The organism is Betaproteobacteria bacterium, from assembly GCA_009377585.1.
GTDB lineage: Bacteria > Pseudomonadota > Gammaproteobacteria > Burkholderiales > WYBJ01 > WYBJ01.
In genome coordinates, this window is the sequence record WHTS01000107.1 from 1 (window position 1) to 20709 (window position 20709).

Genomic DNA, 20709 nt, shown 5'->3' on the forward strand with positions numbered 1-20709 from the left:
CCCGAGCAACCATCGCCTTTTCCCACGGAGGACCCATTGAGAAATCGATCCGCGCTGCGTTCGTTTCCTGCCGTTCTTTTTTCGCTGATGTCATGTGCTGCTTGGGCGCAAAGTTTCCCAACGAAACCCGTCCGGGTGGTGGTCCCTTTTCCGCCCGGCGGAGGCGCCGACATGGTCGCCCGCGTGTTGGCGCCGTCCATGAGCGAGCAGCTCGGTCAGCAGATCGTGATCGAGAATCGTCCCGGTGGCAGCGGCATCATCGGGATGGAACTGGCCGCAAGAGCGGCACCCGATGGTCACACTGTAGTCATCGGCATCACGGGCACCCTTGCGATCAATCCGAGCATGTTCGCGAAGCTGCCCTACGATCCGATCGCAAGCTTCGCACCGATCTCGCTTGCCGCCGTCGGACCGAACGTTCTGGTCGTACACCCTTCGCTTCCCGTGCGCTCGATCAAGGAATTGATTCTTCTGGCCAAGCAACGACCCGAAAGCCTGAGTTACGCGTCCTCCGGAACTGGCGGCGCTCCTCATCTTGCCGGAGAACTCTTCAAGTACATGGCCAAGGTCGACATCGTGCACGTTCCGTACAAGGGCGCGGCACCAGCGACGATCGACGTACTGGGCGGCCACGTGCCGATGATGTTCGCCGGTCTGGGAGCAGCGCTGCCGCACATAAAGGTCGACAAGCTGCGGGCTCTGGGGGTCGCTGCCCCGAGACGGTCTTCGGAGCTCCCACAAGTTCCTGCCATCGCGGAACACCTGCCCGGTTTCTCTGCCGAAACGTGGTTTGGCGTGCTCGCTCCGCGAGGCGCCGCGCCCGAAGTGGTGAGCCGATTGAACTCAGCCATACATAGCGCAGCGTCCAGAGAGGATGTGAAAAAGCAGCTGCTGTCCGGTGGCTACGAAGTTGTCATCAACACGCCGCAGCAATTCGCCGAGCTCATTCGGGCCGACATCAAGAAGTGGGCAATGGTGATCAGTACGGCCGGCATCAAGGCGGAATAGGAACCGCGCTGGGTCCGCGTTGCTCATCAGGGAGTCGAAACAAATGTCTTCCTGATTAGCGACATTCTTCAGCGGGCTCACTTGGTGAGCCAGTGGGATGCGCATGATGTGGTTCACCGACAAGACGAGGTGAACCATGGCGATGAACCGGGTGCAGTTTCAACGTGGCCTTTCGATGGCTGAGTTTGTGGAACGCTACGGGAGCGAGGACAAGTGCGAGGCGGCGCTCATCGCGTCGCGCTGGCCCAGGGGCTTCACCTGTCCGGCCTGCGGCTCGAGCGCTCACGGCAGCTTCGTTCGCGAGAGGCGCCGCTACTGGCAATGCGCCAGCTGCCGACACCAGTGCAGCGTCATCAGCGGCACGATCTTCGAGTCGACCAAGTTGCCTCTGACGCGCTGGTTGCTCGCCATGCACCTGCTGACTCAGTCCAAGAACAACGTCTCGGCGCTGGAACTCAAGCGCGTAGTGTCCATTTATTCGGCCGACAACTGGCGGTAGACTTCTGGCATGGGAACTGTGCCGCCGCTCCTGGTGTTCCTGCTGATGTTGGTGTCCGGATGGATCCATCGGCAGCAACTGGTCGTCATCGAGTTCCTTCATGCCGAGAATCGACTGCTGAAGCAGCGCCTGCGAGGCAAGCGCATCCGGTTCAGTGAGTCCGAACGGGCAATGCTGGCCCGTAAGGCGAACGCAGTGGGGCGGAAGGCTCTATTAGAGCTCGACACGATCGTCACGCCCGATACCTTGATGCGTTGGCATCGCAGATTCGTCGCTCAGAAGTGGAACTTCGGCAAGCGGCGCGGACCTGGTCGTCCGGGCATCATGCGCGAGATCTCGGACTTGATCGTTCGCATGGCCCTCGAGAATCCGCGATGGGGCTACACCCGGATTCAAGGTGCGTTGGCGAATCTCAGCCACAACGTAGGGCGGGGGACGGTGGCCAACGTATTGAAGGCGAATGGACTCGAACCTGCGCCGGAGCGGGGAAAGCACACTCGGTGGTCGACGTTCTTGAAGGCGCACTGGAGGATCCTGGCGGCGAGCGACTTCTTTAGTGTTGAGGTATGGACGCCCAGAGGACTGGTGACGCACTACGTGCTGTTCGTGATCAGCATTGCAGATCGAGTCGTGCATATTGCTGGTATCACCGCGCGTCCGGATGAGGCGTGGATGCTTCAGGCCGGTCGCAACTTGCTCGACGAGCAAGATGGAGCGCTCGCCGGCAAGAGGTATCTGATCGTCGATCGCGATACGAAATACTCGAGCCGATTCCGGGAGTTTGTGAAGGAGGGCGGTACGGAGGTGATCCGGTTACCGCCCCTGTCCCCGAACCTCAATGCGTTTGCGGAGCGCTTCGTTCGCTCGATAAAGGAAGAGTGTCTGATGAAGATGATTTTCATCGGGCAGGCGTCTTTGCGTCGTGCGATCACGGAGTACATGAGGCATTTCCACGTGGAGCGGAATCACCAGGGACTGGAAAACCAACGGATTCGGCCAGAGCTTGTAGTCGCTGCAATTACCGGCCCTATCCAACGACGCACACGACTCGGCGGAATGCTCAGCTACTACCAACGAGCGGCTGCGTGAGGTTCTCGTTCGGGAAATTGGACATTACGGGCTCACGCCTTTGAATCTTCTGTTCACAGATCAGTGTTTACGGAACTCTTCGTTGGAAGCGGGCTATGAACTGCAGCTGATGGAAAAACCGGAGGAGACAAGCGTGAACACCAGAATCACCGCAACACTGGTAACGGGCCTGCTTATGGCCTGTGCTCCGCATGCCATGGCGCAGGCGCCGTCTTATCCGAATGCGCCGATGCAAATCGTCGTGCCGTTCCCGCCAGGCGGCGGCACGGACATGCTCGCGCGCGTGCTTTCTCAGAAGATCAACCAGAGCTGGGGCCAGCCGGTGATCGTGGACAACCGTCCAGGCGCCAACGGAACCATAGGCGCGGCTTACGCGGCAAAGACGCCGCCCGATGGCCATACCATGCTGCTCGTGCCGAGCGGTTTTGCAGTGAACCCTAGCATCTACCCCAAGCTGCCGTTCGACTCGCTGCGCGATCTGCAGCCGATCACGCAGCTGGCGGCGAGCCCGCTGCTCGTCGTCGTTCACCCGTCGCTGCCCGCGAAATCGATCAAGGAGCTGATCGCGCTGGCGAAGGCGCATCCGGGCAAGATCAACTACGCCTCCTCGGGTAACGGCTCGCCGCCGCATTTGGCAACCGAGCAGTTCAAATACATGACCGGCGTCCAGATGACGCACATCCCCTACAGGGGCGGCGGCCCGGCGCTAGCGGATACGCTCGCTGGCCACGTGCAGATCTACTTCAATGCGCTGCTACCCGCGATGCCGCATGCCAAGGCTGGCCGGCTCCGTGCGCTGGCAGTGACTACGGCCAAGCGCTTCCCGGCCATGCCGGACACCCCCAGCATCGCGGAAGCGGGCGTGCCGGGCTACGACATGTCGAACTGGTATGGCCTGCTCGTCGCCGGGCGCACACCGCGCGACATCTACATGAAGCTGAATACCGAAGTGGTGCGCATCCTCAACCTGCCGGACGTGAAAGATCGCCTGGCGGACGATGGCGCTGCGGTGGTGGGAAGCACACCGGATGAGTTCATGGCGTTTCTGGAGAAGGAGATCACCAAGAATACCAAAATTGTGAAGTTGTCGGGGATGACGGCAAACTGATGTTGGACAATGGCTCGAATGCGTGAACGGTGATCACGCCGTTCGCGTGACAGATGGAGTAACCAGGAACATGAAGATCATTCGAAGTGTAGCGTTGTCGGCGGCGGTTGGGCTGGCAGCCATGGCCGCTTCTTCATTCGCGCAAAATTATCCAAGCGGCCCGATGCGCATCATCTCGCCTTATCCGCCGGGCGGCGGGACGGACGTCATTGGGCGGGCTATCGCCCAGAAGCTGACAGAGTCCTGGGGACAGCAGGTCATCGTGGAGAACCGCGTCGGGGCCAACGGCACGATCGGGACGGCGTTCGTCGCCAAGTCACCGCCGGACGGGCACACCATCCTTGTCGTTCCGGCGGGGTACGCGCCGAATCCGGCCCTGTATTCGAACTTGCCTTATGACCAGTCTCGCGATCTGCTGCCGGTGTCGCATCTGGCATCCGGCCCGCTGGTGCTGGTGACGCACCCGGCGCTGCCGGCGAAGGATCTGAAGGCGTTCATCGCATTGGCGAAGTCCAAACCCAACGCGATCAACTACGGCACGCCAGGCGCGGGGGCGCTGCCGCACTTGAGCGCCGAGCTGTTCAGCATGATGGCCGGGGTGAAGATGACGCACGTACCGTACAAGGGGCCGGCCACCGCGATCATCGATCTGATGAGCGGGCAGATTCAGGCGTACTTCATCAATATACTGCAGAGCCTGCCGCTCATAAAGGCCGGCAAGCTGCGCGGGCTGGGGGTGACGAGCCCGCAGCGTTCGCCGATCGCACCGGACATTCCGGCCATCGCGGAAGCGGGGCTGCCGGGCTTCGACATGACCAACTGGTACGGGATGCTGGTGCCTACCGGCACGCCTCGTGACAACATCGACAAACTGCAGCGGGAGGTGAGCCGCATCCTGAACCTGCCTGAACTCAAGAAGCATCTCGCGAACGTCGGCATGACGGTCGTCGCAAGCACGCCCGCGGAGTTCAGCGCCTTCCTCGCGAAGGAAACGGAGAAGTTCAACAGGATCATCAAGGCTGCGGGCATCAAGAGCCGGTAGTGCTGCATCAGACGGCAATGCAGCACCTGCAAACGCAACACCAGGAGAAAGTGTCATGACGAGCAGATCGAACGAACCGCGCTACGGGGTGCTGTGGCCCTCGACCCGCAAGGCGGTGAAGTCCACTGCAGCCGCGCCCCGGCTGCCCGATCTTAACGGCAAGGTGGTGTGCGAGCTTTGGGACATCCTGTTTCGCGGCGACACCATCTACCCGATGGTGCGCGAATACATCCGCGCGCGGTACCCCGATGTGAAGTTCATCGACCACAAGGAGTTCGGCAACTTCCACGGCGCGCGCGAGCACGACGTGATCAAGTCATTGCCAGAGAACCTGGAGAAGTTCAAGGCCGACGCCGTCATCGTCGGCATAGGCGCCTGAGGTGCTTGCACGCCCGCCGTGTTGCGGGCTGCGGCCGTGGTCGAGAAGCTCGGCATTCCTGCCGTCTCGATCATTGCATCTCCGTTCCTCAAGCAGGCGGAGGTGGCGAAGAAGGGCCTGGGCGTTCCTCTTGCGATCGGGGTGTATCCTGGCGTGCCGCTGCTGGACAGCGACGAGGGGCTCGCGAAGAAGGTGAACGAAGGACTCGCGCCTGGTCTGCTGGCCGGGCTCACGGGCGAAATGCCGAAGGACGCGCAGGCTGAAGGCGGATCTGATCTGCCGCCGGGCGCTACGGTGTTCAACGGCACGCTGCAGGAAGTGCAGGATTACTTCCACAAGCAGATGTTGTCCGACGGGCTGCCCGTCATCCCGCCCACCCGCGAGGCGGTGGACGAGTTTCTGCGCTACACGGACCGCAGGCCGGAAGAAGTGCTGTGCGCGATCCCGCAGGAAGGGCGTGAGGCTTCCATCCTCAGCATCGCGGTGAACGGCGTCATGTCCGGCTGCCGGCCGGAATACATGCCGCTGCTCGTGGGCATCATCGAGGCGATCGCCGATCCGGTCTTCCGCATCGAGGACTGCGGTTCGACGCCGGGCTGGGAGCCGGTGGTGGTGGTTAACGGGCCGATCGTGCGCGAGCTCGACTTCAACTTCGGGCAGGGGATGATGCGTCTCGGCCGCCAGGCAAACTCGAGCATCGGCCGCTTTGTGCGCATGTATCTGCGAAACGTGTGCGGCTTTCGCGTGCCGCCGGGCGCGGGGGACAAGGGCAGCATAGGTCAGAGCTTCCTCGTGGCGATGGCGGAGGACGAAGAGGCCGCGAAGGAGATGGGCTGGCCGACCTACGCGCAGGACAAGGGCTTCGGGCCAAACGACAACGTCGTCAGCGTGCGCAGCGTGATCAGCGCTTCCGGCCCGATGTACACGGCCGGCACGCACGCGCTCGACCACGTGGGCGTGTGGGCCGAGATGATGACGCAGAGCTTCGGCTACTGGGCCTACACCGCGTTCAAGACGGGCAAGTGGTATCCGCTGGTCGTGGCCGGGCCAGGCGTGGCGAAAGTGGTGGCCGGCGAGTGGAGCAAGGACAAGGTGAAGCAATACTTGCGTGACCACATCCTGGTGAAGGCCGGGCAAGCGCACCACTATGCGCGCGTGGGCAGTACGCCGACCTTCACGTTCGAGCGCTATGTGGAAGAGGGCATCCTGCCGTCGGAATACGCGGAGTCGAATGACATGGAGCGCATGGTCAAGCCCGTTCTCAAGCCCCACTTCATCGACGTGCTGGTCGCTGGCGACCCGGGGCGCAACCAGTCGCGGGCCTACCTGTGCAACCACATTCAGGGTGCGCCGGTGAGCAAGGTGGTGACGCTGTCGGCGAACTGGGACGCGCTGCGGAGGGGCTGACGGCTGCCCGGGCCAGCGCACGTAAAACGCGCCGAAGCAGAGACAAGTTCAAAGTCGGAGGAGATCGATGAGCACGCGCGCCCTAGCCCGTTTCGTGGCCGAACTGAAGTACGAATCGTTGCCGCCCGAGGTGATCGAGCGGGCACGCGTGCACCTGCTGGACGGGCTGGACTGCCTGCTCGCAGGCACGAAGGGCGGGCCGGCACGGAGTGCTGCGCAGATGGTGGCGGCGCTGCACATACGCACGGCGGCGATGCGACGGTGTTTGCGGGACGCACGCGCGGGCTCTCTGCGCGATGCTGCGTTCGTGAACGCGATGACGCCGTGCTGTCCAAGAACTCGAACGACGAGTACGGTAGACTTCCGGCATGGGTTCCGCGCCGCCGCTGCTGGCATTTCTGCTGATGACGTTCTCAGGCTGGGTGCATCGACGCCAGCTGATCGTCATCGAGTTCCTTCAAGCCGAGAACCGGATGTTGAAGGAAAGGCTCAGGGGCAAGCGAATCAGGTTCACCGATGCCGAGCGAGCGCTCCTGGCTCGAAAAGCAAAGACAATCGGGCGACAAGCGCTGCTGAAACTCGATACGCTGGTTTCCCCCGACACACTGATGCGGTGGCACCGGCGGCTGGTCGCCGAGAAGTGGGACTTCAGCAAACGGCGCAGCCCGGGACGTCCTGGCATCATGCGCGAGATCTCCGATCTGATTGTTCGCATGGCGCAGGAGAATCCAGGCTGGGGGTACACGCGCATACAAGGCGCGTTGATGAATCTTCGCCATGAGGTCGGTCGAGGCACGGTCGCCAATGTGTTGAAGCGCAATGGCATCGCGGCCGCACCCGAACGCAGCAAACGCACGCGGTGGTCGACTTTCCTGAAGGCGCATTGGAAGGTCTTCGCTGCCAGCGATTTCTTCAGCGTGGAAGTGTGGACGATGAGAGGCTTGGTCACGCAATACGTACTGTTCGTGATCAGCCTGTCGGACCGAGTGGTGCACATCGCCGGGATCACTACGCGGCCGGATGAGGCGTGGATGCTACAGGTGGGTCGCAATCTGATCGATGCGGACAGCGGGGCGCTTGCGTTGAAGCGCTACTTGATTGTCGATAGAGACGCGAAGTACACGGAGCGGTTCAGGACCTTGGTGAAGGACAGTGGGACGGAAATTATTCGTCTGCCCCCGATGTCGCCGAATCTGAATGCCTATGCGGAGCGGTTCGTCCGCTCGATCAAAGACGAGTGCCTGGGACGAATGATCTTTCTGGGGCAGGCGTCGTTACGCCGAGCGATCAACGAATTCACTTTGCATTACCATACGGAGCGCAATCATCAGGGGTTGGCCAATCGGCTGATCCGTCCGCAATCGCAGCCGGCGGTAAACCACGATACGATCTATCGCCGCCAGCGGCTCGGAGGATTGCTCAATTACTACTATCGCGCGCCTGCTTGAGATTCTCGATCGAGAAAGTGGACATGACGGGGAGAAAAGACGACGGCTAGACCGGGATGCGCGGGCGCGCGCCAAGGCTTTGGGGCGTGAAACGTAAGGGTCAGAATAGAGGTAAATTTATTGCGTTCTAGCCCATCACGACCAGCATGGCCTTCGTGCTAGGCTTAGATTGCTCTGGCGATAGGGGGCAACGTGTACCTATCTGGCACTCTTGACTCGTCACAATGTGACACTGTGGGCGACATGCGTAGTATCTACTCGGACTAGCATGTGACCTAATTAAAATGGATCGTCATGCGCGGTTGCGCTAGGTGAGCCGGAGCCGGTCAAGGAGAAGTTGCCATGAGAAAGCTGAAAATCCTCAGGCAATGCCGCCTAGTCTGCGCGTACCTTCACTTCCTGGCGGCAGTCATGCGCCTGGTAGCGGTACTCGTAGACATGGCGTCTTTTTACGTAGCATCCGATGGCACCAAAGTGGGCAGTCAAGTACGAGCGTAAGCCCGGGCGGTGGGTTTTTGAGCCGACGCTTGCTTTTCGAGCGATCGGAACAGAAATCGATGCGGCCATAAAGAAGGCGTGGCATCCGCCAAGCTACTTTTTCCATTTGCGCAAGGGCGGCCATGTCGCCGCGCTTAAACACCACACGGGCAAAACTTACTTCAGTCGGTTCGACATCGAAGACTTCTTCGGGCGCGTAAATCGAAGCCGGGTCACGCGCTGCCTGAAAGAATATTTCAGCTACGCAGAAGCGCGAAAGATGGCGCTGGACAGCACGGTGCACCATCCTACGGCTGCCCGATGGGTGTTGCCGTATGGGTTTATCCAGTCGCCGATCTTGGCGTCGTTGGCGCTATCGAAAAGTCGACTTGGTTCGACGCTGGACCATCTAAACAAGCAACCAGGAATTGGCGTCAGCGTCTATGTGGACGACATCATTGTTTCGGCCGATGATGGGGCGCAGATAGCAACGATCTGCGAGGAATTGACGCACGCGGCCAGGAAATCCGGACTGGCTTTTAGCGCGGCGAAATGCCAAGGTCCAGACAAGCGAATTACCGCGTTCAATATTGAATTGGTCCATGGAAATCTGGCTATCGTAGACGAACGTCTGGCGGAGTTCGCTGCAGTGCTAGATGCTTCGGCCAGTGAACCTCAGCGCAGGGGAATACTCGGGTACGTGCAATCGGTGAACGCGAAGCAGGCGGTAGAGTTGATCGCGTAGAGACGCGTTTGGCGCAACTAACACCAAGTAACGCATTTCCCGCTGTCGCAGCGGGCGTAAATCTTGTGTGTCTCAAAGTCATACCGGTAGTTGATCGTGCCGCCGTAAATGCAGCACGGGCATGGGATTGAGCCTTCCGAGCGTTGGCGGATTCGCGCATCAGCCTTGATGCAATTCTTCGTGAGCCGCAAATGTTCGATCACGGCTTCTATCTCGCCCATCTGCCCGCGCTTCATTCGGCAATGCTATCACCCAAAGATCGCCCACAGTAGCAGCAGAATGGCGATCACAACGGATACCAGCGCCAGCGCCGCCGTCAGGTTGCCGCCGGTTTGTTCCTCGGGCGGCACGTAGCAGGACATTTCATCGCGAGGACGCGTGTTTAAAGCCCTCCCAATCTTGCGACCGTTTGGTTTTGGGTTCGCGGTATCTATCCATGATGTTGTCTGGGACAAACTCCGCCACTTCCGTCTTTTCCAGAACGAGCGCGCCGCGTTGCCTGTCCCAATAGAGCCGCTCGGATGCTTCCAGAACGGCATCCACGGGCAGCGTCGGCGTTTCGATGACCTTTCCGGTCGGCTGCAGGTACGGCTTGTCGGAGAAGAACGGCGCGATGCAGAACAGCAGCAGCAAGGCCCAGCCGCATTTGAAGATGAATGCTTGCATGGCTAGTTTCCTTTCCTGATGGTGACGCAAAGCGTCGGCGAGTTGCGGCACAGATCATCGCGCTCCGGCTGTGCGTTCGCTTTCAGCCGGTGCTGGCAGCGATCCGCGCCCTCGTACCAATCGGAAGCCTGTGCCTGCCAACCCTTGCCATGCTTGGCGTAATAAGCGCATTCGGCGTCCTGCTGGGACATTCCCTGCCGTTCCATCTTCGGATCGGTGCGGGTAATCAGCGCGGTCAGGTTCATGCGGGCCTCGTCTGAATAGCCCACTGCTTCCTGCTGGTGGCTGATCGCGCCGTCGGCAACGATGCGCTCTTGTCCCTCTGCGCTGTCGATATGGCAGATGTAGCCCATGACCAGCCCGCCCAAGATCATCATGATTGCTGTGCGTTTCATGATTACCCCCTGCAAGCTTGGGTGATGGCGAACAGATCGCGGCTGCAATAGGTATCGCCGGCATAGTCCCGCCGCGCTGGGGCTTCGCAAGCCGACAGTGCGACTGCCGCGACGATCAGCAAGATCATGGCGCCGATCCCATGCAGGTCGGTTCCGTTCTTGTGGTGTTCTGCCTTCTTCATGGTGTTGCTCCGTTGATGCGCCGACCTTCTTCGGCAGTTGAGTGATCAGTTGATCAGGTCGTGGATCGCGCTTGCCCCGAGGACGCGCTCAAGGTCATTGGTTGCTATGTGACTGAGCGCGGTGGCGAAACGCCGCAGCGCCGGATTGTCATTGTCATTCGCTGCGGTGGACTGGCAGCGCACGGCGGCAAGGGCGTATTGAAGTGGTGACATTGGTTCCTCCGTTGGTGCTGCCCTGTTGTAGCCGAAATGAGTAAACGGACTGCTAATGCGTGGGCATGGTCTGCGAAAAAGCAACAAAATTTCGCACGTCGTGGTGGACATGTTCTGTGCCTTGTTCTATGGAGTTTGGATGAAGCTTACAGATCGCCATCGCAAAATCATCGCCTTCCTGAAGGCGTTCCGCGCGAAACACGGGGTCAGGCCGAGCTATCGGGAAATCATGGTTGGCGTGGGGCTTAAGAGCACCGCGCCCGTCGACTATGCGTTAAAAAGCCTAGCCGCGAAGGGCGCCATCGAGCTTGTGTACGGTCCTGACAACAAGCAAGTGCGGGACATTGTGGTGGTCGCTGGCAAATCGAAGCGAGCGAGGGAGGCGAAGCGATGAAACTGCGCTCACTCCTTGGCGTGTTCCGCATCAAAGCGCAAATCCGCGCGCTGCAATCCGAGAACAATCAGCTATGGGACTCACTGCATCTGCAAGCGGATCGTATCCAGGAACTGGAGCGCCGGCTCAATCAATCGATCGACATGCAGAACGTCAACGCCGACTGGATGGTGGATCAGTTTGCGCGATTGGATACGGCGACCGGCAAAGATCATGAGCTATCGGAGAGCAACAGACGCACGCTTGCGTTCATCACGCACCTTCTTGAGACGAAGCTCGGCATCCATATTGTCGTGAACAATGTAGCGCGGTCGGTGAAGCCCGAACCGCCCAGCAACGTCATCCGTCTGCCGCTGCGGCGCGTGACAAAGGGCGATCCGCCAAAGGGAGGCGCCTGATGCCGCGCTTCCGTGTCCTGTCGGTGCTCATCGTTGTCGCCCTCGCTTGCTGCGTCGCGTGGTGGTGGAAAAATCCGCGCTGGAGATATAGATGACCGACCATGACGCGGCATATTGGTTTGCCTGGCTGATCCTTATCGGAGCCGCGTTCGTCCTGTACGTCAGCGTTCAGGCGGATCGATGGAAGAAGACGGCGGCTCAATTGCTGCAAGATAAATCCATGCAGAGCCTCGCGCTGGAAAACTTGCGGCTACGGAAAGAGAACGAAAAGCTAAGGCGGCGGAAGAAGACAGGCCAGTTCGGCGAACACGAATTCGCCCGGTCAACACCGCAGATCCCGGGTGCAGAGTGATGGGCAACTTCTGGACGACGAAAGAGGTGGCGTATCTACGCGATGCGTATGCCGGCGATGTTCCCATGGACGAGATATGCGTCAATCTGCCTCGGCACTCGGAGTCGTCGATTCGGGGACAGGCGACGCACCGGAAGTTCGTGCGCCCAAGGAAGAAATGGGATCGGCTGCAGAACGGAAATCCGCTGATCGAGGAGCTTTTGACGCTCATTGAGGCGATCGGCAAGGCTATGACGGAGATTACGGACGCGGCCAACGTCGAGCGGGTGTACTTCTATAACATCGCGCGCAAGTGCAGGACGAATATGGGAGTCGAGTCGCTGCAGGCCGCATTGGCCGCGCTGGGCAAGAAACTGATCATCGTGGACGCGGGCGGGACAGATGGACACAATCCCGCCGCCTGACCCAGCGCAACGCCGCGCGCACGAAGAATTGACAGTGCTAAAAGAGATCGCCGCCGGCAACAGGCGTGCGCTTTTCTGCGCGCCGGATGCGGTGCTGAGGCTTATTGACCACGGCCTGATCGTGAAGCAGTACGGTCACTATTACGCTTCAACCTCGAGAATTAGATCCGCTGTGGCGCGTCTGTCAGTGCGCGAAATGGGATAGGCGGCGCACTCTGCGCCGCGCGCCGCCGGCGAGCCGTTGGAAGAAGGCTAAGGTCTTAACGATAACATCTGCAACTCGGTCGCCTCGGTGCATGTACGCGCGCGCGACCTGTAGCTCCCTGGCGGTCAAGCGAACGTCTTCAAGTGTTGCGCATACGAGGCAGGGCGTCTCAATTCGTGCTTTTATAGTGCGTCCTTGCGTCATTACAGTGCATTGCACCATTGCAGTCTCCCAATTCGTTTACACGGTGAGAACGTGTATCTGTAGGAGCTAAACCGGGGGCGTATAGTTGCACTGCAGCAACGTGAGTTTTCTTTGGCGAGAGGAAGAGAAAAGGTCGTCGATGGAGACGCAAGGGCGTAACAAAGGCACTGTGGAGGCTTGCGCTAATCGAATGAACAGCGCGGTTCGAGCGCCACGCAAGAATCGGCGGGTCGATACGGAGTAGCTTTCGGCTCCAATAAACCCACCTCCGCGAACGAGGTCACCGACAGACCCGCGACGACGCAGTGATCTAGGACGCGACAGTCCACAAGCGCCAGGCTTTGCTTGAGGGCGTTGGTCAAGTGCCGATCCGCAGCCGATGGCTCTGACACGCCCGATGGATGCGGGTGCGCGAAGATGACGCTGCGGCGTTATGATGCATCGCTCGCCGCAAAACCTCACGGGGATAAACCGACGTTTGCGTCAGGGTTCCCGTCGAGATCACTTCTGCTTCGATGAGCGCGTTCTGGGCTGTCAGCCACAGAGCGACGAAACTCTCTACAGGCTGGTTCGCGAACTGCAGGCGCAGAAAATCCTTCACTGCGCCGGGATTGCTCATGACCGCGCCGGGCTTGCGTAGATTGCGCTCTAGAATGTCGATTGCCCTGCGGACGACCGCTTGCTCGTCCTTGTTGGTCAAGGATTTTGCGAAAGTTTCGAAGAGCGTAAGCTGTCTAGGGCGGCGGGGCATGCGCTGGTCTAGCGCACCATCGGAGGATTTGCAATGGGTGGCGTAGTCGATATCACGAGGGAATATCACGATGCACGGAAGGCGCTTCGGAAGACGATCAAGCGGCTCAAGCCTGACGTGCCGGAGCCAATGATCATGGCCGCGATGGTCGACGAGCTGCTGCGGTATTGCGGGGATGAAGAAGGCAGGAAATCCGCGCAACAATGGATGGATTACAAGTTGGCGGATATCAGGTCGAGAGAGGCATTCGCCCGACAGCAAAAGCGGCTTGCGCGGTGATATGCCGAGCCGCCCGCGATGATGGAGTGGATCGAACGCTGTCTGCTTTGGATGATGGATCATCCAAAGTTAATTATTGCGGCCGGTGGTTTTCTAACCACAGCTTGCCTCCTGTTCGGCGGTCTAGGGCTTAGGCTGCTCCGCGCTGGCAACAAGATCGAGAGGCGGGTCGGAGACGTCATCGGTACGGCACCCGATCTCCTTGCCGGAATACCATCATGGCTGCGGATCTGGATTCCAGAAACCGTGATGGGCTGGGTCTTCTTGGTGGTGGTGGCCGGTTACGGCGCTTATCTGGTGTGGTTGGGAAAGTGAGCTATGCGGAGCGTTTCTGAGGTCATGGAACGCGCGTTGCGGCTGTGGCAGCAGTCGATCAACAGGAGGCGTCCATGGCAGAGCAAAGCATCGGTAACGCGGAGCAGAAGTGCGCGCACGCGAAATGTAACTGTCTGGTGCCGCAAGGGCAGAAGTTCTGCAGCGACTATTGCGCGGCGCCCGATGACGCGGAGACAACTTCGCTGCAGGGGAACTCGGGCTGCAAGTGCGGACATCCGGCGTGTAAAGGGTAAGAAACCGGATGGGCTCATCCGCCGGATGATGATCTTCGAGCGGATTGGAAACCGTTCACGCATAGTCGGCGCGCGAGAGCTCGCGCGCCGCGCCACATTAAGGCCTACTTGTAGGTCTCGTCGAAGTACTTCTCGTTGCTGGTTTCCCAGTCCTTAACCTGTTTTTCAGCTTCGTCCTTGCTGATTCCGTACGTTTCCTGGATCTTGCCGGCCAGTTGATCGCGCTTGCCGGCAATGACATCCAGGTGGTCGTCGGTCAATTTGCCCCACTGTTCCTTCACTTTTCCCTTAGCTTGCTTCCAATTGCCTTCGATGCGATCCCAGTTCATATCGGTCCTTTAATTGAAGCCATTGGAGAATTAAACGATGCCAGCGACCAGCAGGATGACGAGTATCAGCACAATCAGCCCGACACCTCCCGTTGGACCGTAACCCCATGAACGGCTGTGCGGCCAAGTTGGAAGGACGCCGACTAACGCGAGTATGAGAACAATCAACAGAATGGTTGTGAGTGACATTGGAATACTCCCCCGACAATTCGACGCGTCTTTTGCTGCGTTTAGGATTGGGCGATAGCAGTGAAGCTATCGTCGTGTGAGCACACGGCGTGCCTGCCCAACCTTGGGAAGTCCTCAATCGGCTTTCAATTAAGGCGCCGCGGTCGGCTGCCGCGGATAAACAACCGCGCAACCATTGAACTCGCGCACGACGCAGGCGTGATAGATCGTGGTTTGCATGGCAGGAAGGTAATGCTGGCAGGATTAAGAAGCGATGCGGGATTTGGCGGAGAGCCAGAGATTCGAACTCTGACAGCCTTGCGGCTCACTCGGTTTTCGGGACCGGGGCAATACCATTCTGCCAACTCTCCGTATTGGCGGATGGTGCAAGAATCGAACTTGCCAGGGATTGCCCCCACGTCAGCTTAGCATGCTGATGCCTTACCATTCGGCCAACCATCCATATGATGATTAGCTACTTGATCGTTCGCAAAGAAGGGTGGCGTTGGGATGCATGAAAACATGCCTAGCAAGCTGCCTGCGGCAGAGCAAGTAAGAAATCGCTTTTGGCCTGTCGCGCGCGCTGCGCTGCGCTGCGCTGCGCTCGCTGGGACTGCTTCGCTTGCGCGCGCTTGCTCTTAGCTGGTTGGCGCCGGCGCTGGTGGATAGGTTCTGTAAGCGGTCAATTCTTTGATCTTGCCATCCGCATAAGGATGGCCTAAGAAAGAAAACGCCCCGCCGAGCTTTAGGCCTGGTAGGGCGAATCTTGGTTCAGTCTGTGGTTGCAGCCCTGAACCGGCTCGACTGGTATCAGCAGTCGGCGGCACTTTGCCTTTATGGTTTAGCCGCCCATTTCCCCCCAGTCAAGCTTGATCTGCGGCCCACGGCTGACAGGCTCACCGAACCCAAGAGCCTGCGTTGCGCAGCGACAAGACTCCTGCATTGCTGGCCTCTTTCCAGGCACCGGCCCGTTTTTGTCGTGATGACGCACTCGGGAGATCGGACTGGCTTCCGGGCCGCTTCGTACTTGGTAAGGAGTTGAAGCAGATCGCAGGGCTATATATGCCATAAGAACAATACAGGTCGGAAAGACGGCTGGCTGGCGTCTGGCTGTACGACAAACAGCATCCTGCGAAGTAGGCGATTAACTTACCCCCAGATACCGTTGCCAGTGTCCATCGTGGTGCTGGCTGGGATAGCGGAAGCGGAACTGTGGCTAAAAAACGGGCATACGTACTATGCTGAATACCGGCCGTGATCTTGAACGATGGCGCGACTATCACGATCTGTCGCAACTGTCCGCTGCCAAAGTACTGGGCATCACGATAGGCCTGTATTACCGCTTCGAACGCGGCGTCGATCCGATTCCGGAGTGGCTTACCGACCGCGCGGATCGGTACGTCGAAGGGGTGGGCTTGGTTTGAGCGATAATTGGCGCGATGGCAACCCGTAAACGCAAACCGCCCCGCCGTGCGGGTAAGAAACCCGCGCAGGAAATGACGCTTACCGATTACGCCCGGCAGTCCATGGAGGCGGTCGACCCCGATCTGTTCCTGTGGTGCCAGGGGGGTCTATTACGCCGCGGCCAGCCTCAGTATGCCGGTGCAGAACCCGGAATATAGGCGCGTGCCTCTGGATGAAAAAGGCGGATTCGTGCTGAAGGACATACCGATGAACCGCGGTATGCTGGCGGTGGCGAAGGAATTGCGGGAGCGCGACGCACCTGAGAACGTCAGGATGGCGATGATGACCCGCCTCATGCATTTCGGCCAGATCATGCGCGAGCCAGCGCTGGCCGCATTTATCAAGCGCACCGGGGACAGCGACGAACTCTCGGTCTCGGAAGCGGTGATCAAAGCCTGCGGTGCGGCGAAGATGGTGGTCGTCGATGACCGCATACGGTTCGACATCGATGACGTCGCCCGGATCGCGCGGCAGTTCACGGACGAGGAAGAGGCAGCGGAACGCAAGATCGATGGCAAGTCATGAAGCTATCCTTTCGCACGACTATTCAAGGCATCGAGCTAGCGGTCGGTGACGATCCCTTCCCGCGGTTAACGCCGGCGCCGGATACGCCGCAGGACAAGCCGCGCGGGTGCTATGTGTACGCGCATGTGACGGAAGACGGGAAATATTTCTACATCGGCAAGGGCAAGGACCGGCGCGCATGGTCCGAGGACCGGCATCCGACCTGGTACCGCTATGTCGAGAACCACCTGAACGGCAAGTATCGCGTGGTGATTCTGCAGGACAACCTGTCGCCGGCAGAGGTCGAGGACGTTGAAGCCGAGTGGATCGCGCAGGAGGGCGAGACGCTGGTGAACTGGGTCAATGCCGCGCGCAAAACGGATTTCAAAAAGCTGGAGCTGTTTCATAAGCTGCGCGATGCCAATCGCGCGCTGATCGCCAAGGCCAAGGCGCTCGAAAAGACGGACATTGAAAAGTCGATCGCGTGCTACCGGGAGGTAATTGCGGCGATCGAGGCGTATGCGACCCTCGATTACGAAGACGGGATCATCGGGCAACTGCTGCGCGAGGAGCGCGAAGAGCACGGGCTGCAAGGCACCGCCGAAGCGATTGACCGGCTGACCATGTGCCTGACCAAGCTGGGCCGATACGACGATGCGGCCGCATGCGCGGAGGAGTATTACCGTCGCTATGCGGTGGATAAAACGCTGGCCTCATATGAGCGCGTTATGAAGCGTCTCGAGCGGCGTAAGCGCGCCAAGTAGCGGGGCAACTGCCGCCCGACAAATGCCCAAAGGCCTTCCGCAACCGGCGAAGGACAACCTCGCTAAATGCCAGTCAGCCGCCATTGCGGCGGTCGAAGTCTACAACCGCCCAGGGCCGCGCTTTCGCACCGCGCACTTCATTGTCCTGATCATCATGGCTTGGACCGCGTTGTTCCATGCCATCTACTACAGCAAACGGACGAAACACTGGTACAAGACCAAGGGCAAAAACGCGAAGGGTGATCGGTATCAGCATATCGACGGCGAGCCCAAGCATTGGGAGCTGAGCGAGTGCCTGAAGCAGTATTTTCAGGAGAAGAACCCGCCGGAGCGCAAGAATCTGGAGTTCCTGATCGGGCTGCGCAACAAGATCGAGCATCGCCACCTGCCGGAGCTTGACGGCGGCCTGTATGGCGAATGCCAGGCCACGCTGCTTAATCTCGAGGAAATGATTGTGGCAGTGTTTGGTTCGCGTTACGCGATGACGGAGCAACTGGCGATTTCGCTGCAATTCTCGCAACTGGTCCCGGCGGAGAAGAAGAAGGCCGCCAAAGTGCTGGCCGGCTCCGCCAAAAGCGTGAAGGATTACGTGGAGACCTTTCGCGGCGGCCTGCCATCCACAACGCTCAACAGCACGAAATATTCGTTCAGCGTGTTCCTTGTGCCGAAGGTCGCCAACCGGAAGGAATTGGCGGATGCTGCGGTGGAGTTCATCAAGGTCGACGATGCCAGCCCGCAGGAACTGGAGCGGCTGGAGCGATTGAACGTGCTGATCAAGGAAAAGCATATCCCGATCGCCAATCTTGACATGCACAAACCCATGCAGGTCGTCGCGAAAGTGCAGTCACGTATTCCGTTCAAATTTACCAGCAATCATCATCATGCCGCATGGCGGCACTTCAAAATTCGGCCAGCGGGAGGGGCCGCGAAGCCTGAAGTGACCGACGCGCGGTACTGTGTCTATGACGCCGCGCACCGGGATTATCTTTATACGGACGCATGGATCGAGAAGCTCGCCGATGATTTGGCGAAGCCCGCCGAGTTTCTGAAGATCACCATGCGCGGCGCCACGTCGAAGTAAACGAGGGAGACCGCGCCTTCACTGCCGGGCAAGGTGCGATAATGCGGCATGAAGATCGGTCGCGGGGTGGCGATGTTGCTGGCAGGCGGTTCCGTATTCGCCGCCGAGCAAAACGTTGCGCTCAAGGACGTGCCGTTTCCGGTCCCCGCCGGCGCCAGGGTCACAGTCGAGGACAAGGCGATCAACGGTCAGCAGATGCGGATCTTCATCGTGCATCAGAAAGCGCCGGCCCCGCACGTACCGAAAGGCTCGCATTTCGCTCCGGAAGACTTTGAACGCGGTTTCCTCGCCGGCCGCGAGTTGGGTAAGTGCCAGCAGCGGGTCACGTCGCGCCAGGGCTGGAGCGCGACCCAGCCGAACAACTTCATCCAGATCACCGGCAATTGCGTCGGGCACTCCTTCGCTTATCCCGCCTCGGCAGGCAAGCGCGAGGCGGACGGGTTGCCATGTCAGGCTGATGTCCGCGATCAGACGGTGACGGTGCTCAACTGCGTCGTCGACGGTGTGGAAGTCGCTGCGTTCTCGTTCTCGACCGATTGTTGCCCAAGCTCGAGGTCCGTGTGGGCGATCAGGAGGCAGTGAGACTGGGATGTCATTAGATGCTGAGATTTCCGTGCAGGATCCCCAGGGACGGACTGGGACTTTCTTATGTCCCGCCTGCAAGCGAGAGACCGCGCACAAGCTATTTGCCATCGTGGATTCATATGAAATGGTCCCCGATGTAGAAATTCAGTTCTGGAATCATTACCTGACTACCCAATGCTCTGGGTGTGGAACGGTCAGCTTTCAGCACGAGTCGATGAACAGTGAAGAGATGGACTTTAATGAAGCCGGCCGCGCGATACGCTTCAAGACGAAGCGTACGTACCCGGAGCCTTTGAATGCAAGTGCCGATCACTATGTTAGCGAGGAAAGATTGAGGCAGTTGCGGGAATTGCCGAAGGTTAAGTTCGATACGAGTCGACTTGTCAGAATGCTGGAGGAGCTTAATTCAGGCTACGTGCGGGGTTCGTACCTGTCCTGCATTTGTTTGATTCGATCAGTGATTAATCATGTCCCGCCCGTATTCGGTTTGGAAACTTTTGCAGAGGTCGCCAACAATTATGCAGGTGGGGGTCGATCATTTCGGGAAGCCGCAGGCAATCTGGATAAGATCAGTCGAAAGATAGCGGATGGGTATCTTCATACGCCGATCAGGAGGCAAGAGACCGTGCCGACAAAGGAACAGGTGGAGTTTCGAGCCCCGCTGGACGTCTTGTTGGCGGAGGTGATCCGAGTGTTTGAACCAAAATGAGCGGTAGATAAGATTATGGATCCGCTGACGACAGCAACGCTCTTCGCGACAATCGTAAGCTTGATTGCGGATTTTCGATCGCAGAGTGCCGACGATAAGCAGTCGACCTACGAAGAGTTCGAGGCATGGCTCCGGGAGAGCCGGCACGATGACATCGTCGAGATGCTTCGGCAGAACAGGTCGACGGCAATAGGCATTAAGGCGCTGTTACATCAAGATCGGGAGACCTTGCGTCAGCGCTTCGATCAGCTCGATCGGTCCATCGCCGCGCTGGCTTCCGGCATGGAGGGTTTTTCCGACCTCGCGCAGGCTATACGGCCAGAGGCCCGAATAGCGCCGCAGGCCATCGAGTTTCTTCGACAGTTCGACGCTTCCGGCGCGAACAAGGTGCTGCAGGTGGACCTTCCCTTAGACGACAGAGTTATGTTCACTTATCTGGGACGTAATGGCGAAATAGGGTTCGAAGACAAGCGCTTTATCGTGGATGATGTATTGAGCCTTGTGGAGATGGGATTGCTCCGCCTTGAGCACAATGGCAGCGGCGGACGTATATTCTGCCTCACGCGGAATGCTGCCGATTTTGTGCGAGCCCTTCCAGAGGCGGCCAAGCAGCAATCTTAAATGTGGCCTTGTTCGGTGAATGCAAGAGTGCTAAGTCAGGTGCGTGCATTTCACCGTCATCGACGTCGTAGTGTCCGGAAACTCGAACGACGTCTACGGTAGACTCGGAGCATGGGTACCGTGCCGCCGCTTCTGACATTTCTGTTGATGGTCGTGTCTGGCTGGGTTCACCGCCATCAGTTGATCGTCATCGAGTTCCTTCAAGCCGAGAATCGGATGCTGAAGGAGCGACTTCGCGGCAAGCGCATTCGGTTCACAGATGCGGAACGC

The 20709-nt window shown here is 59.2% G+C and carries 27 protein-coding genes, 2 tRNA genes and 2 pseudogenes; 23 read left to right on the top strand and 8 right to left on the bottom strand.

Annotation, left to right across the window (positions count from 1 at the left end; genetic code table 11):
* Nucleotides 1-36: 36 nt before the first annotated feature.
* The 10 genes and pseudogenes from GEV05_24245 (at nucleotide 37) to GEV05_24290 (ending at nucleotide 9202) form a co-directional block, all read left to right on the top strand.
* Complete coding sequence (locus GEV05_24245; GenBank protein ID MPZ46441.1) at nucleotides 37-1008, top strand: tripartite tricarboxylate transporter substrate binding protein; 972 nt, start codon at nucleotides 37-39, stop codon at nucleotides 1006-1008.
* Between the two features lie 136 nt (nucleotides 1009-1144).
* The gene (locus tag GEV05_24250) at nucleotides 1145-1507 is read left to right on the top strand and encodes a hypothetical protein (GenBank protein MPZ46442.1); all 363 of its coding nucleotides are present in this window, start codon (nucleotides 1145-1147) and stop codon (nucleotides 1505-1507) included.
* Between the two features lie 18 nt (nucleotides 1508-1525).
* Entirely contained in the window at nucleotides 1526-2596 is a 1071-nt protein-coding gene (locus GEV05_24255; protein MPZ46443.1) for a transposase, read from the top strand.
* A gap of 109 nt (nucleotides 2597-2705) precedes the next feature.
* Entirely contained in the window at nucleotides 2706-3704 is a 999-nt protein-coding gene (locus tag GEV05_24260) for a tripartite tricarboxylate transporter substrate binding protein (protein MPZ46444.1), read from the top strand.
* Between the two features lie 70 nt (nucleotides 3705-3774).
* Complete coding sequence (locus GEV05_24265; GenBank protein ID MPZ46445.1) at nucleotides 3775-4746, top strand: tripartite tricarboxylate transporter substrate binding protein; 972 nt, start codon at nucleotides 3775-3777, stop codon at nucleotides 4744-4746.
* A gap of 55 nt (nucleotides 4747-4801) precedes the next feature.
* Complete coding sequence (locus GEV05_24270; GenBank protein ID MPZ46446.1) at nucleotides 4802-5125, top strand: hypothetical protein; 324 nt, start codon at nucleotides 4802-4804, stop codon at nucleotides 5123-5125.
* Nucleotides 5126-5143: 18 nt separating this feature from the next.
* Entirely contained in the window at nucleotides 5144-6532 is a 1389-nt protein-coding gene (locus GEV05_24275; GenBank protein MPZ46447.1) for a hypothetical protein, read from the top strand.
* 67 nt (nucleotides 6533-6599) lie between these two features.
* Nucleotides 6600-6698, top strand: a pseudogene (locus tag GEV05_24280) (hypothetical protein).
* A gap of 202 nt (nucleotides 6699-6900) precedes the next feature.
* Nucleotides 6901-7980: a transposase gene (locus GEV05_24285; GenBank protein ID MPZ46448.1), complete on the top strand. Its 1080-nt coding sequence runs from the start codon at nucleotides 6901-6903 to the stop codon at nucleotides 7978-7980.
* A gap of 463 nt (nucleotides 7981-8443) precedes the next feature.
* Nucleotides 8444-9202 (top strand): hypothetical protein, encoded by a 759-nt coding sequence (locus GEV05_24290; protein ID MPZ46449.1) that lies wholly within the window; start codon nucleotides 8444-8446, stop codon nucleotides 9200-9202.
* A 363-nt stretch (nucleotides 9203-9565) separates the two neighbouring features.
* On the opposite strand, the gene GEV05_24295 is transcribed toward GEV05_24290, so the two are convergent.
* The 3 genes from GEV05_24295 to GEV05_24305 are packed head-to-tail and all read right to left on the bottom strand — an operon-like array spanning nucleotide 9566 to nucleotide 10445.
* On the bottom strand, nucleotides 9566-9868 hold the full coding sequence (locus tag GEV05_24295; GenBank protein ID MPZ46450.1) for a hypothetical protein: 303 nt from the start codon (nucleotides 9866-9868) through the stop codon (nucleotides 9566-9568).
* 2 nt (nucleotides 9869-9870) lie between these two features.
* Nucleotides 9871-10263, bottom strand: coding sequence for a hypothetical protein (locus GEV05_24300; protein ID MPZ46451.1), 393 nt, complete (start codon nucleotides 10261-10263; stop codon nucleotides 9871-9873).
* 2 nt (nucleotides 10264-10265) lie between these two features.
* Nucleotides 10266-10445, bottom strand: coding sequence for a hypothetical protein (locus GEV05_24305; GenBank protein ID MPZ46452.1), 180 nt, complete (start codon nucleotides 10443-10445; stop codon nucleotides 10266-10268).
* Between the two features lie 268 nt (nucleotides 10446-10713).
* Between GEV05_24305 and GEV05_24310 the strand changes: the two genes are divergently transcribed.
* From GEV05_24310 to GEV05_24325, 4 genes are all read left to right on the top strand, one after another.
* Nucleotides 10714-11052 (top strand): hypothetical protein, encoded by a 339-nt coding sequence (locus GEV05_24310; GenBank protein MPZ46453.1) that lies wholly within the window; start codon nucleotides 10714-10716, stop codon nucleotides 11050-11052.
* Nucleotides 11049-11450: a hypothetical protein gene (locus tag GEV05_24315; GenBank protein ID MPZ46454.1), complete on the top strand. Its 402-nt coding sequence runs from the start codon at nucleotides 11049-11051 to the stop codon at nucleotides 11448-11450. Before GEV05_24310 ends, GEV05_24315 begins: the two co-directional genes overlap by 4 nt.
* A 91-nt stretch (nucleotides 11451-11541) precedes the next feature.
* On the top strand, nucleotides 11542-11802 hold the full coding sequence (locus GEV05_24320; GenBank protein MPZ46455.1) for a hypothetical protein: 261 nt from the start codon (nucleotides 11542-11544) through the stop codon (nucleotides 11800-11802).
* Nucleotides 11802-12206: a hypothetical protein gene (locus tag GEV05_24325; protein ID MPZ46456.1), complete on the top strand. Its 405-nt coding sequence runs from the start codon at nucleotides 11802-11804 to the stop codon at nucleotides 12204-12206. Before GEV05_24320 ends, GEV05_24325 begins: the two co-directional genes overlap by 1 nt.
* 591 nt (nucleotides 12207-12797) lie before the next feature.
* Here the strand turns inward: GEV05_24325 and GEV05_24330 are convergent.
* Nucleotides 12798-13366, bottom strand: a pseudogene (locus GEV05_24330) (hypothetical protein).
* Between the two features lie 33 nt (nucleotides 13367-13399).
* Between GEV05_24330 and GEV05_24335 the strand changes: the two are divergent.
* Nucleotides 13400-13645 carry a hypothetical protein gene (locus tag GEV05_24335; GenBank protein MPZ46457.1) on the top strand — a complete coding sequence of 82 codons (246 nt, stop codon included), beginning with the start codon at nucleotides 13400-13402 and terminating at the stop codon, nucleotides 13643-13645.
* 18 nt (nucleotides 13646-13663) lie between these two features.
* On the top strand, nucleotides 13664-13960 hold the full coding sequence (locus GEV05_24340) for a hypothetical protein (protein MPZ46458.1): 297 nt from the start codon (nucleotides 13664-13666) through the stop codon (nucleotides 13958-13960).
* Nucleotides 13961-14318: 358 nt separating this feature from the next.
* Here the strand turns inward: GEV05_24340 and GEV05_24345 are convergent, their stop codons facing one another.
* From GEV05_24345 to GEV05_24360, 4 genes are all read right to left on the bottom strand, one after another.
* The gene (locus GEV05_24345; GenBank protein MPZ46459.1) at nucleotides 14319-14543 is read right to left on the bottom strand and encodes a CsbD family protein; all 225 of its coding nucleotides are present in this window, start codon (nucleotides 14541-14543) and stop codon (nucleotides 14319-14321) included.
* A 30-nt stretch (nucleotides 14544-14573) separates the two neighbouring features.
* Nucleotides 14574-14732 carry a DUF3309 family protein gene (locus GEV05_24350; GenBank protein MPZ46460.1) on the bottom strand — a complete coding sequence of 53 codons (159 nt, stop codon included), beginning with the start codon at nucleotides 14730-14732 and terminating at the stop codon, nucleotides 14574-14576.
* 263 nt (nucleotides 14733-14995) lie between these two features.
* Nucleotides 14996-15082 (bottom strand) — tRNA-Ser (locus GEV05_24355).
* A 4-nt stretch (nucleotides 15083-15086) separates the two neighbouring features.
* Nucleotides 15087-15173: transfer RNA gene (locus tag GEV05_24360), tRNA-Ser, on the bottom strand.
* A gap of 776 nt (nucleotides 15174-15949) precedes the next feature.
* Here GEV05_24360 and GEV05_24365 point away from each other — a divergent pair.
* The 7 genes from GEV05_24365 to GEV05_24395 all read left to right on the top strand — a co-directional run bounded on the left by GEV05_24365 (nucleotide 15950) and on the right by GEV05_24395 (nucleotide 20439).
* Nucleotides 15950-16135, top strand: coding sequence for a hypothetical protein (locus GEV05_24365; protein MPZ46461.1), 186 nt, complete (start codon nucleotides 15950-15952; stop codon nucleotides 16133-16135).
* 172 nt (nucleotides 16136-16307) lie between these two features.
* Nucleotides 16308-16700 (top strand): hypothetical protein, encoded by a 393-nt coding sequence (locus GEV05_24370; protein ID MPZ46462.1) that lies wholly within the window; start codon nucleotides 16308-16310, stop codon nucleotides 16698-16700.
* Complete coding sequence (locus GEV05_24375; GenBank protein MPZ46463.1) at nucleotides 16697-17443, top strand: hypothetical protein; 747 nt, start codon at nucleotides 16697-16699, stop codon at nucleotides 17441-17443. The genes GEV05_24370 and GEV05_24375 overlap by 4 nt, the downstream gene beginning before the upstream one ends.
* Nucleotides 17444-17465: 22 nt before the next feature.
* Nucleotides 17466-18524 carry a DUF3644 domain-containing protein gene (locus tag GEV05_24380; protein ID MPZ46464.1) on the top strand — a complete coding sequence of 353 codons (1059 nt, stop codon included), beginning with the start codon at nucleotides 17466-17468 and terminating at the stop codon, nucleotides 18522-18524.
* Between the two features lie 48 nt (nucleotides 18525-18572).
* Nucleotides 18573-19106 carry a hypothetical protein gene (locus tag GEV05_24385; GenBank protein ID MPZ46465.1) on the top strand — a complete coding sequence of 178 codons (534 nt, stop codon included), beginning with the start codon at nucleotides 18573-18575 and terminating at the stop codon, nucleotides 19104-19106.
* A 7-nt stretch (nucleotides 19107-19113) separates the two neighbouring features.
* On the top strand, nucleotides 19114-19818 hold the full coding sequence (locus GEV05_24390; protein ID MPZ46466.1) for a hypothetical protein: 705 nt from the start codon (nucleotides 19114-19116) through the stop codon (nucleotides 19816-19818).
* 15 nt (nucleotides 19819-19833) lie between these two features.
* Complete coding sequence (locus GEV05_24395; protein ID MPZ46467.1) at nucleotides 19834-20439, top strand: hypothetical protein; 606 nt, start codon at nucleotides 19834-19836, stop codon at nucleotides 20437-20439.
* Nucleotides 20440-20709: the final 270 nt, after the last annotated feature.

Bases quoted from the DNA above. Each gene is read 5' to 3' on its own strand.
- GEV05_24250 (MPZ46442.1), top strand. From the start codon at position 1,145: ATGGCGATGAACCGGGTGCAGTTTCAACGTGGCCTTTCGATGGCTGAG.
- GEV05_24260 (MPZ46444.1), top strand. From the start codon at position 2,706: ATGGAAAAACCGGAGGAGACAAGCGTGAACACCAGAATCACCGCAACA.
- GEV05_24265 (MPZ46445.1), top strand. From the start codon at position 3,775: ATGAAGATCATTCGAAGTGTAGCGTTGTCGGCGGCGGTTGGGCTGGCA.
- GEV05_24270 (MPZ46446.1), top strand. From the start codon at position 4,802: ATGACGAGCAGATCGAACGAACCGCGCTACGGGGTGCTGTGGCCCTCG.
- GEV05_24285 (MPZ46448.1), top strand. From the start codon at position 6,901: ATGGGTTCCGCGCCGCCGCTGCTGGCATTTCTGCTGATGACGTTCTCA.
- GEV05_24290 (MPZ46449.1), top strand. From the start codon at position 8,444: ATGGCACCAAAGTGGGCAGTCAAGTACGAGCGTAAGCCCGGGCGGTGG.
- GEV05_24295 (MPZ46450.1), bottom strand. From the start codon at position 9,868: ATGCAAGCATTCATCTTCAAATGCGGCTGGGCCTTGCTGCTGCTGTTC.
- GEV05_24300 (MPZ46451.1), bottom strand. From the start codon at position 10,263: ATGAAACGCACAGCAATCATGATGATCTTGGGCGGGCTGGTCATGGGC.
- GEV05_24305 (MPZ46452.1), bottom strand. From the start codon at position 10,445: ATGAAGAAGGCAGAACACCACAAGAACGGAACCGACCTGCATGGGATC.
- GEV05_24310 (MPZ46453.1), top strand. From the start codon at position 10,714: ATGCGTGGGCATGGTCTGCGAAAAAGCAACAAAATTTCGCACGTCGTG.
- GEV05_24315 (MPZ46454.1), top strand. From the start codon at position 11,049: ATGAAACTGCGCTCACTCCTTGGCGTGTTCCGCATCAAAGCGCAAATC.
- GEV05_24320 (MPZ46455.1), top strand. From the start codon at position 11,542: ATGACCGACCATGACGCGGCATATTGGTTTGCCTGGCTGATCCTTATC.
- GEV05_24325 (MPZ46456.1), top strand. From the start codon at position 11,802: ATGGGCAACTTCTGGACGACGAAAGAGGTGGCGTATCTACGCGATGCG.
- GEV05_24335 (MPZ46457.1), top strand. From the start codon at position 13,400: ATGGGTGGCGTAGTCGATATCACGAGGGAATATCACGATGCACGGAAG.
- GEV05_24340 (MPZ46458.1), top strand. From the start codon at position 13,664: ATGATGGAGTGGATCGAACGCTGTCTGCTTTGGATGATGGATCATCCA.
- GEV05_24345 (MPZ46459.1), bottom strand. From the start codon at position 14,543: ATGAACTGGGATCGCATCGAAGGCAATTGGAAGCAAGCTAAGGGAAAA.
- GEV05_24350 (MPZ46460.1), bottom strand. From the start codon at position 14,732: ATGTCACTCACAACCATTCTGTTGATTGTTCTCATACTCGCGTTAGTC.
- GEV05_24365 (MPZ46461.1), top strand. From the start codon at position 15,950: ATGCTGAATACCGGCCGTGATCTTGAACGATGGCGCGACTATCACGAT.
- GEV05_24370 (MPZ46462.1), top strand. From the start codon at position 16,308: ATGCCGGTGCAGAACCCGGAATATAGGCGCGTGCCTCTGGATGAAAAA.
- GEV05_24375 (MPZ46463.1), top strand. From the start codon at position 16,697: ATGAAGCTATCCTTTCGCACGACTATTCAAGGCATCGAGCTAGCGGTC.
- GEV05_24380 (MPZ46464.1), top strand. From the start codon at position 17,466: ATGCCCAAAGGCCTTCCGCAACCGGCGAAGGACAACCTCGCTAAATGC.
- GEV05_24385 (MPZ46465.1), top strand. From the start codon at position 18,573: ATGAAGATCGGTCGCGGGGTGGCGATGTTGCTGGCAGGCGGTTCCGTA.
- GEV05_24390 (MPZ46466.1), top strand. From the start codon at position 19,114: ATGTCATTAGATGCTGAGATTTCCGTGCAGGATCCCCAGGGACGGACT.
- GEV05_24395 (MPZ46467.1), top strand. From the start codon at position 19,834: ATGGATCCGCTGACGACAGCAACGCTCTTCGCGACAATCGTAAGCTTG.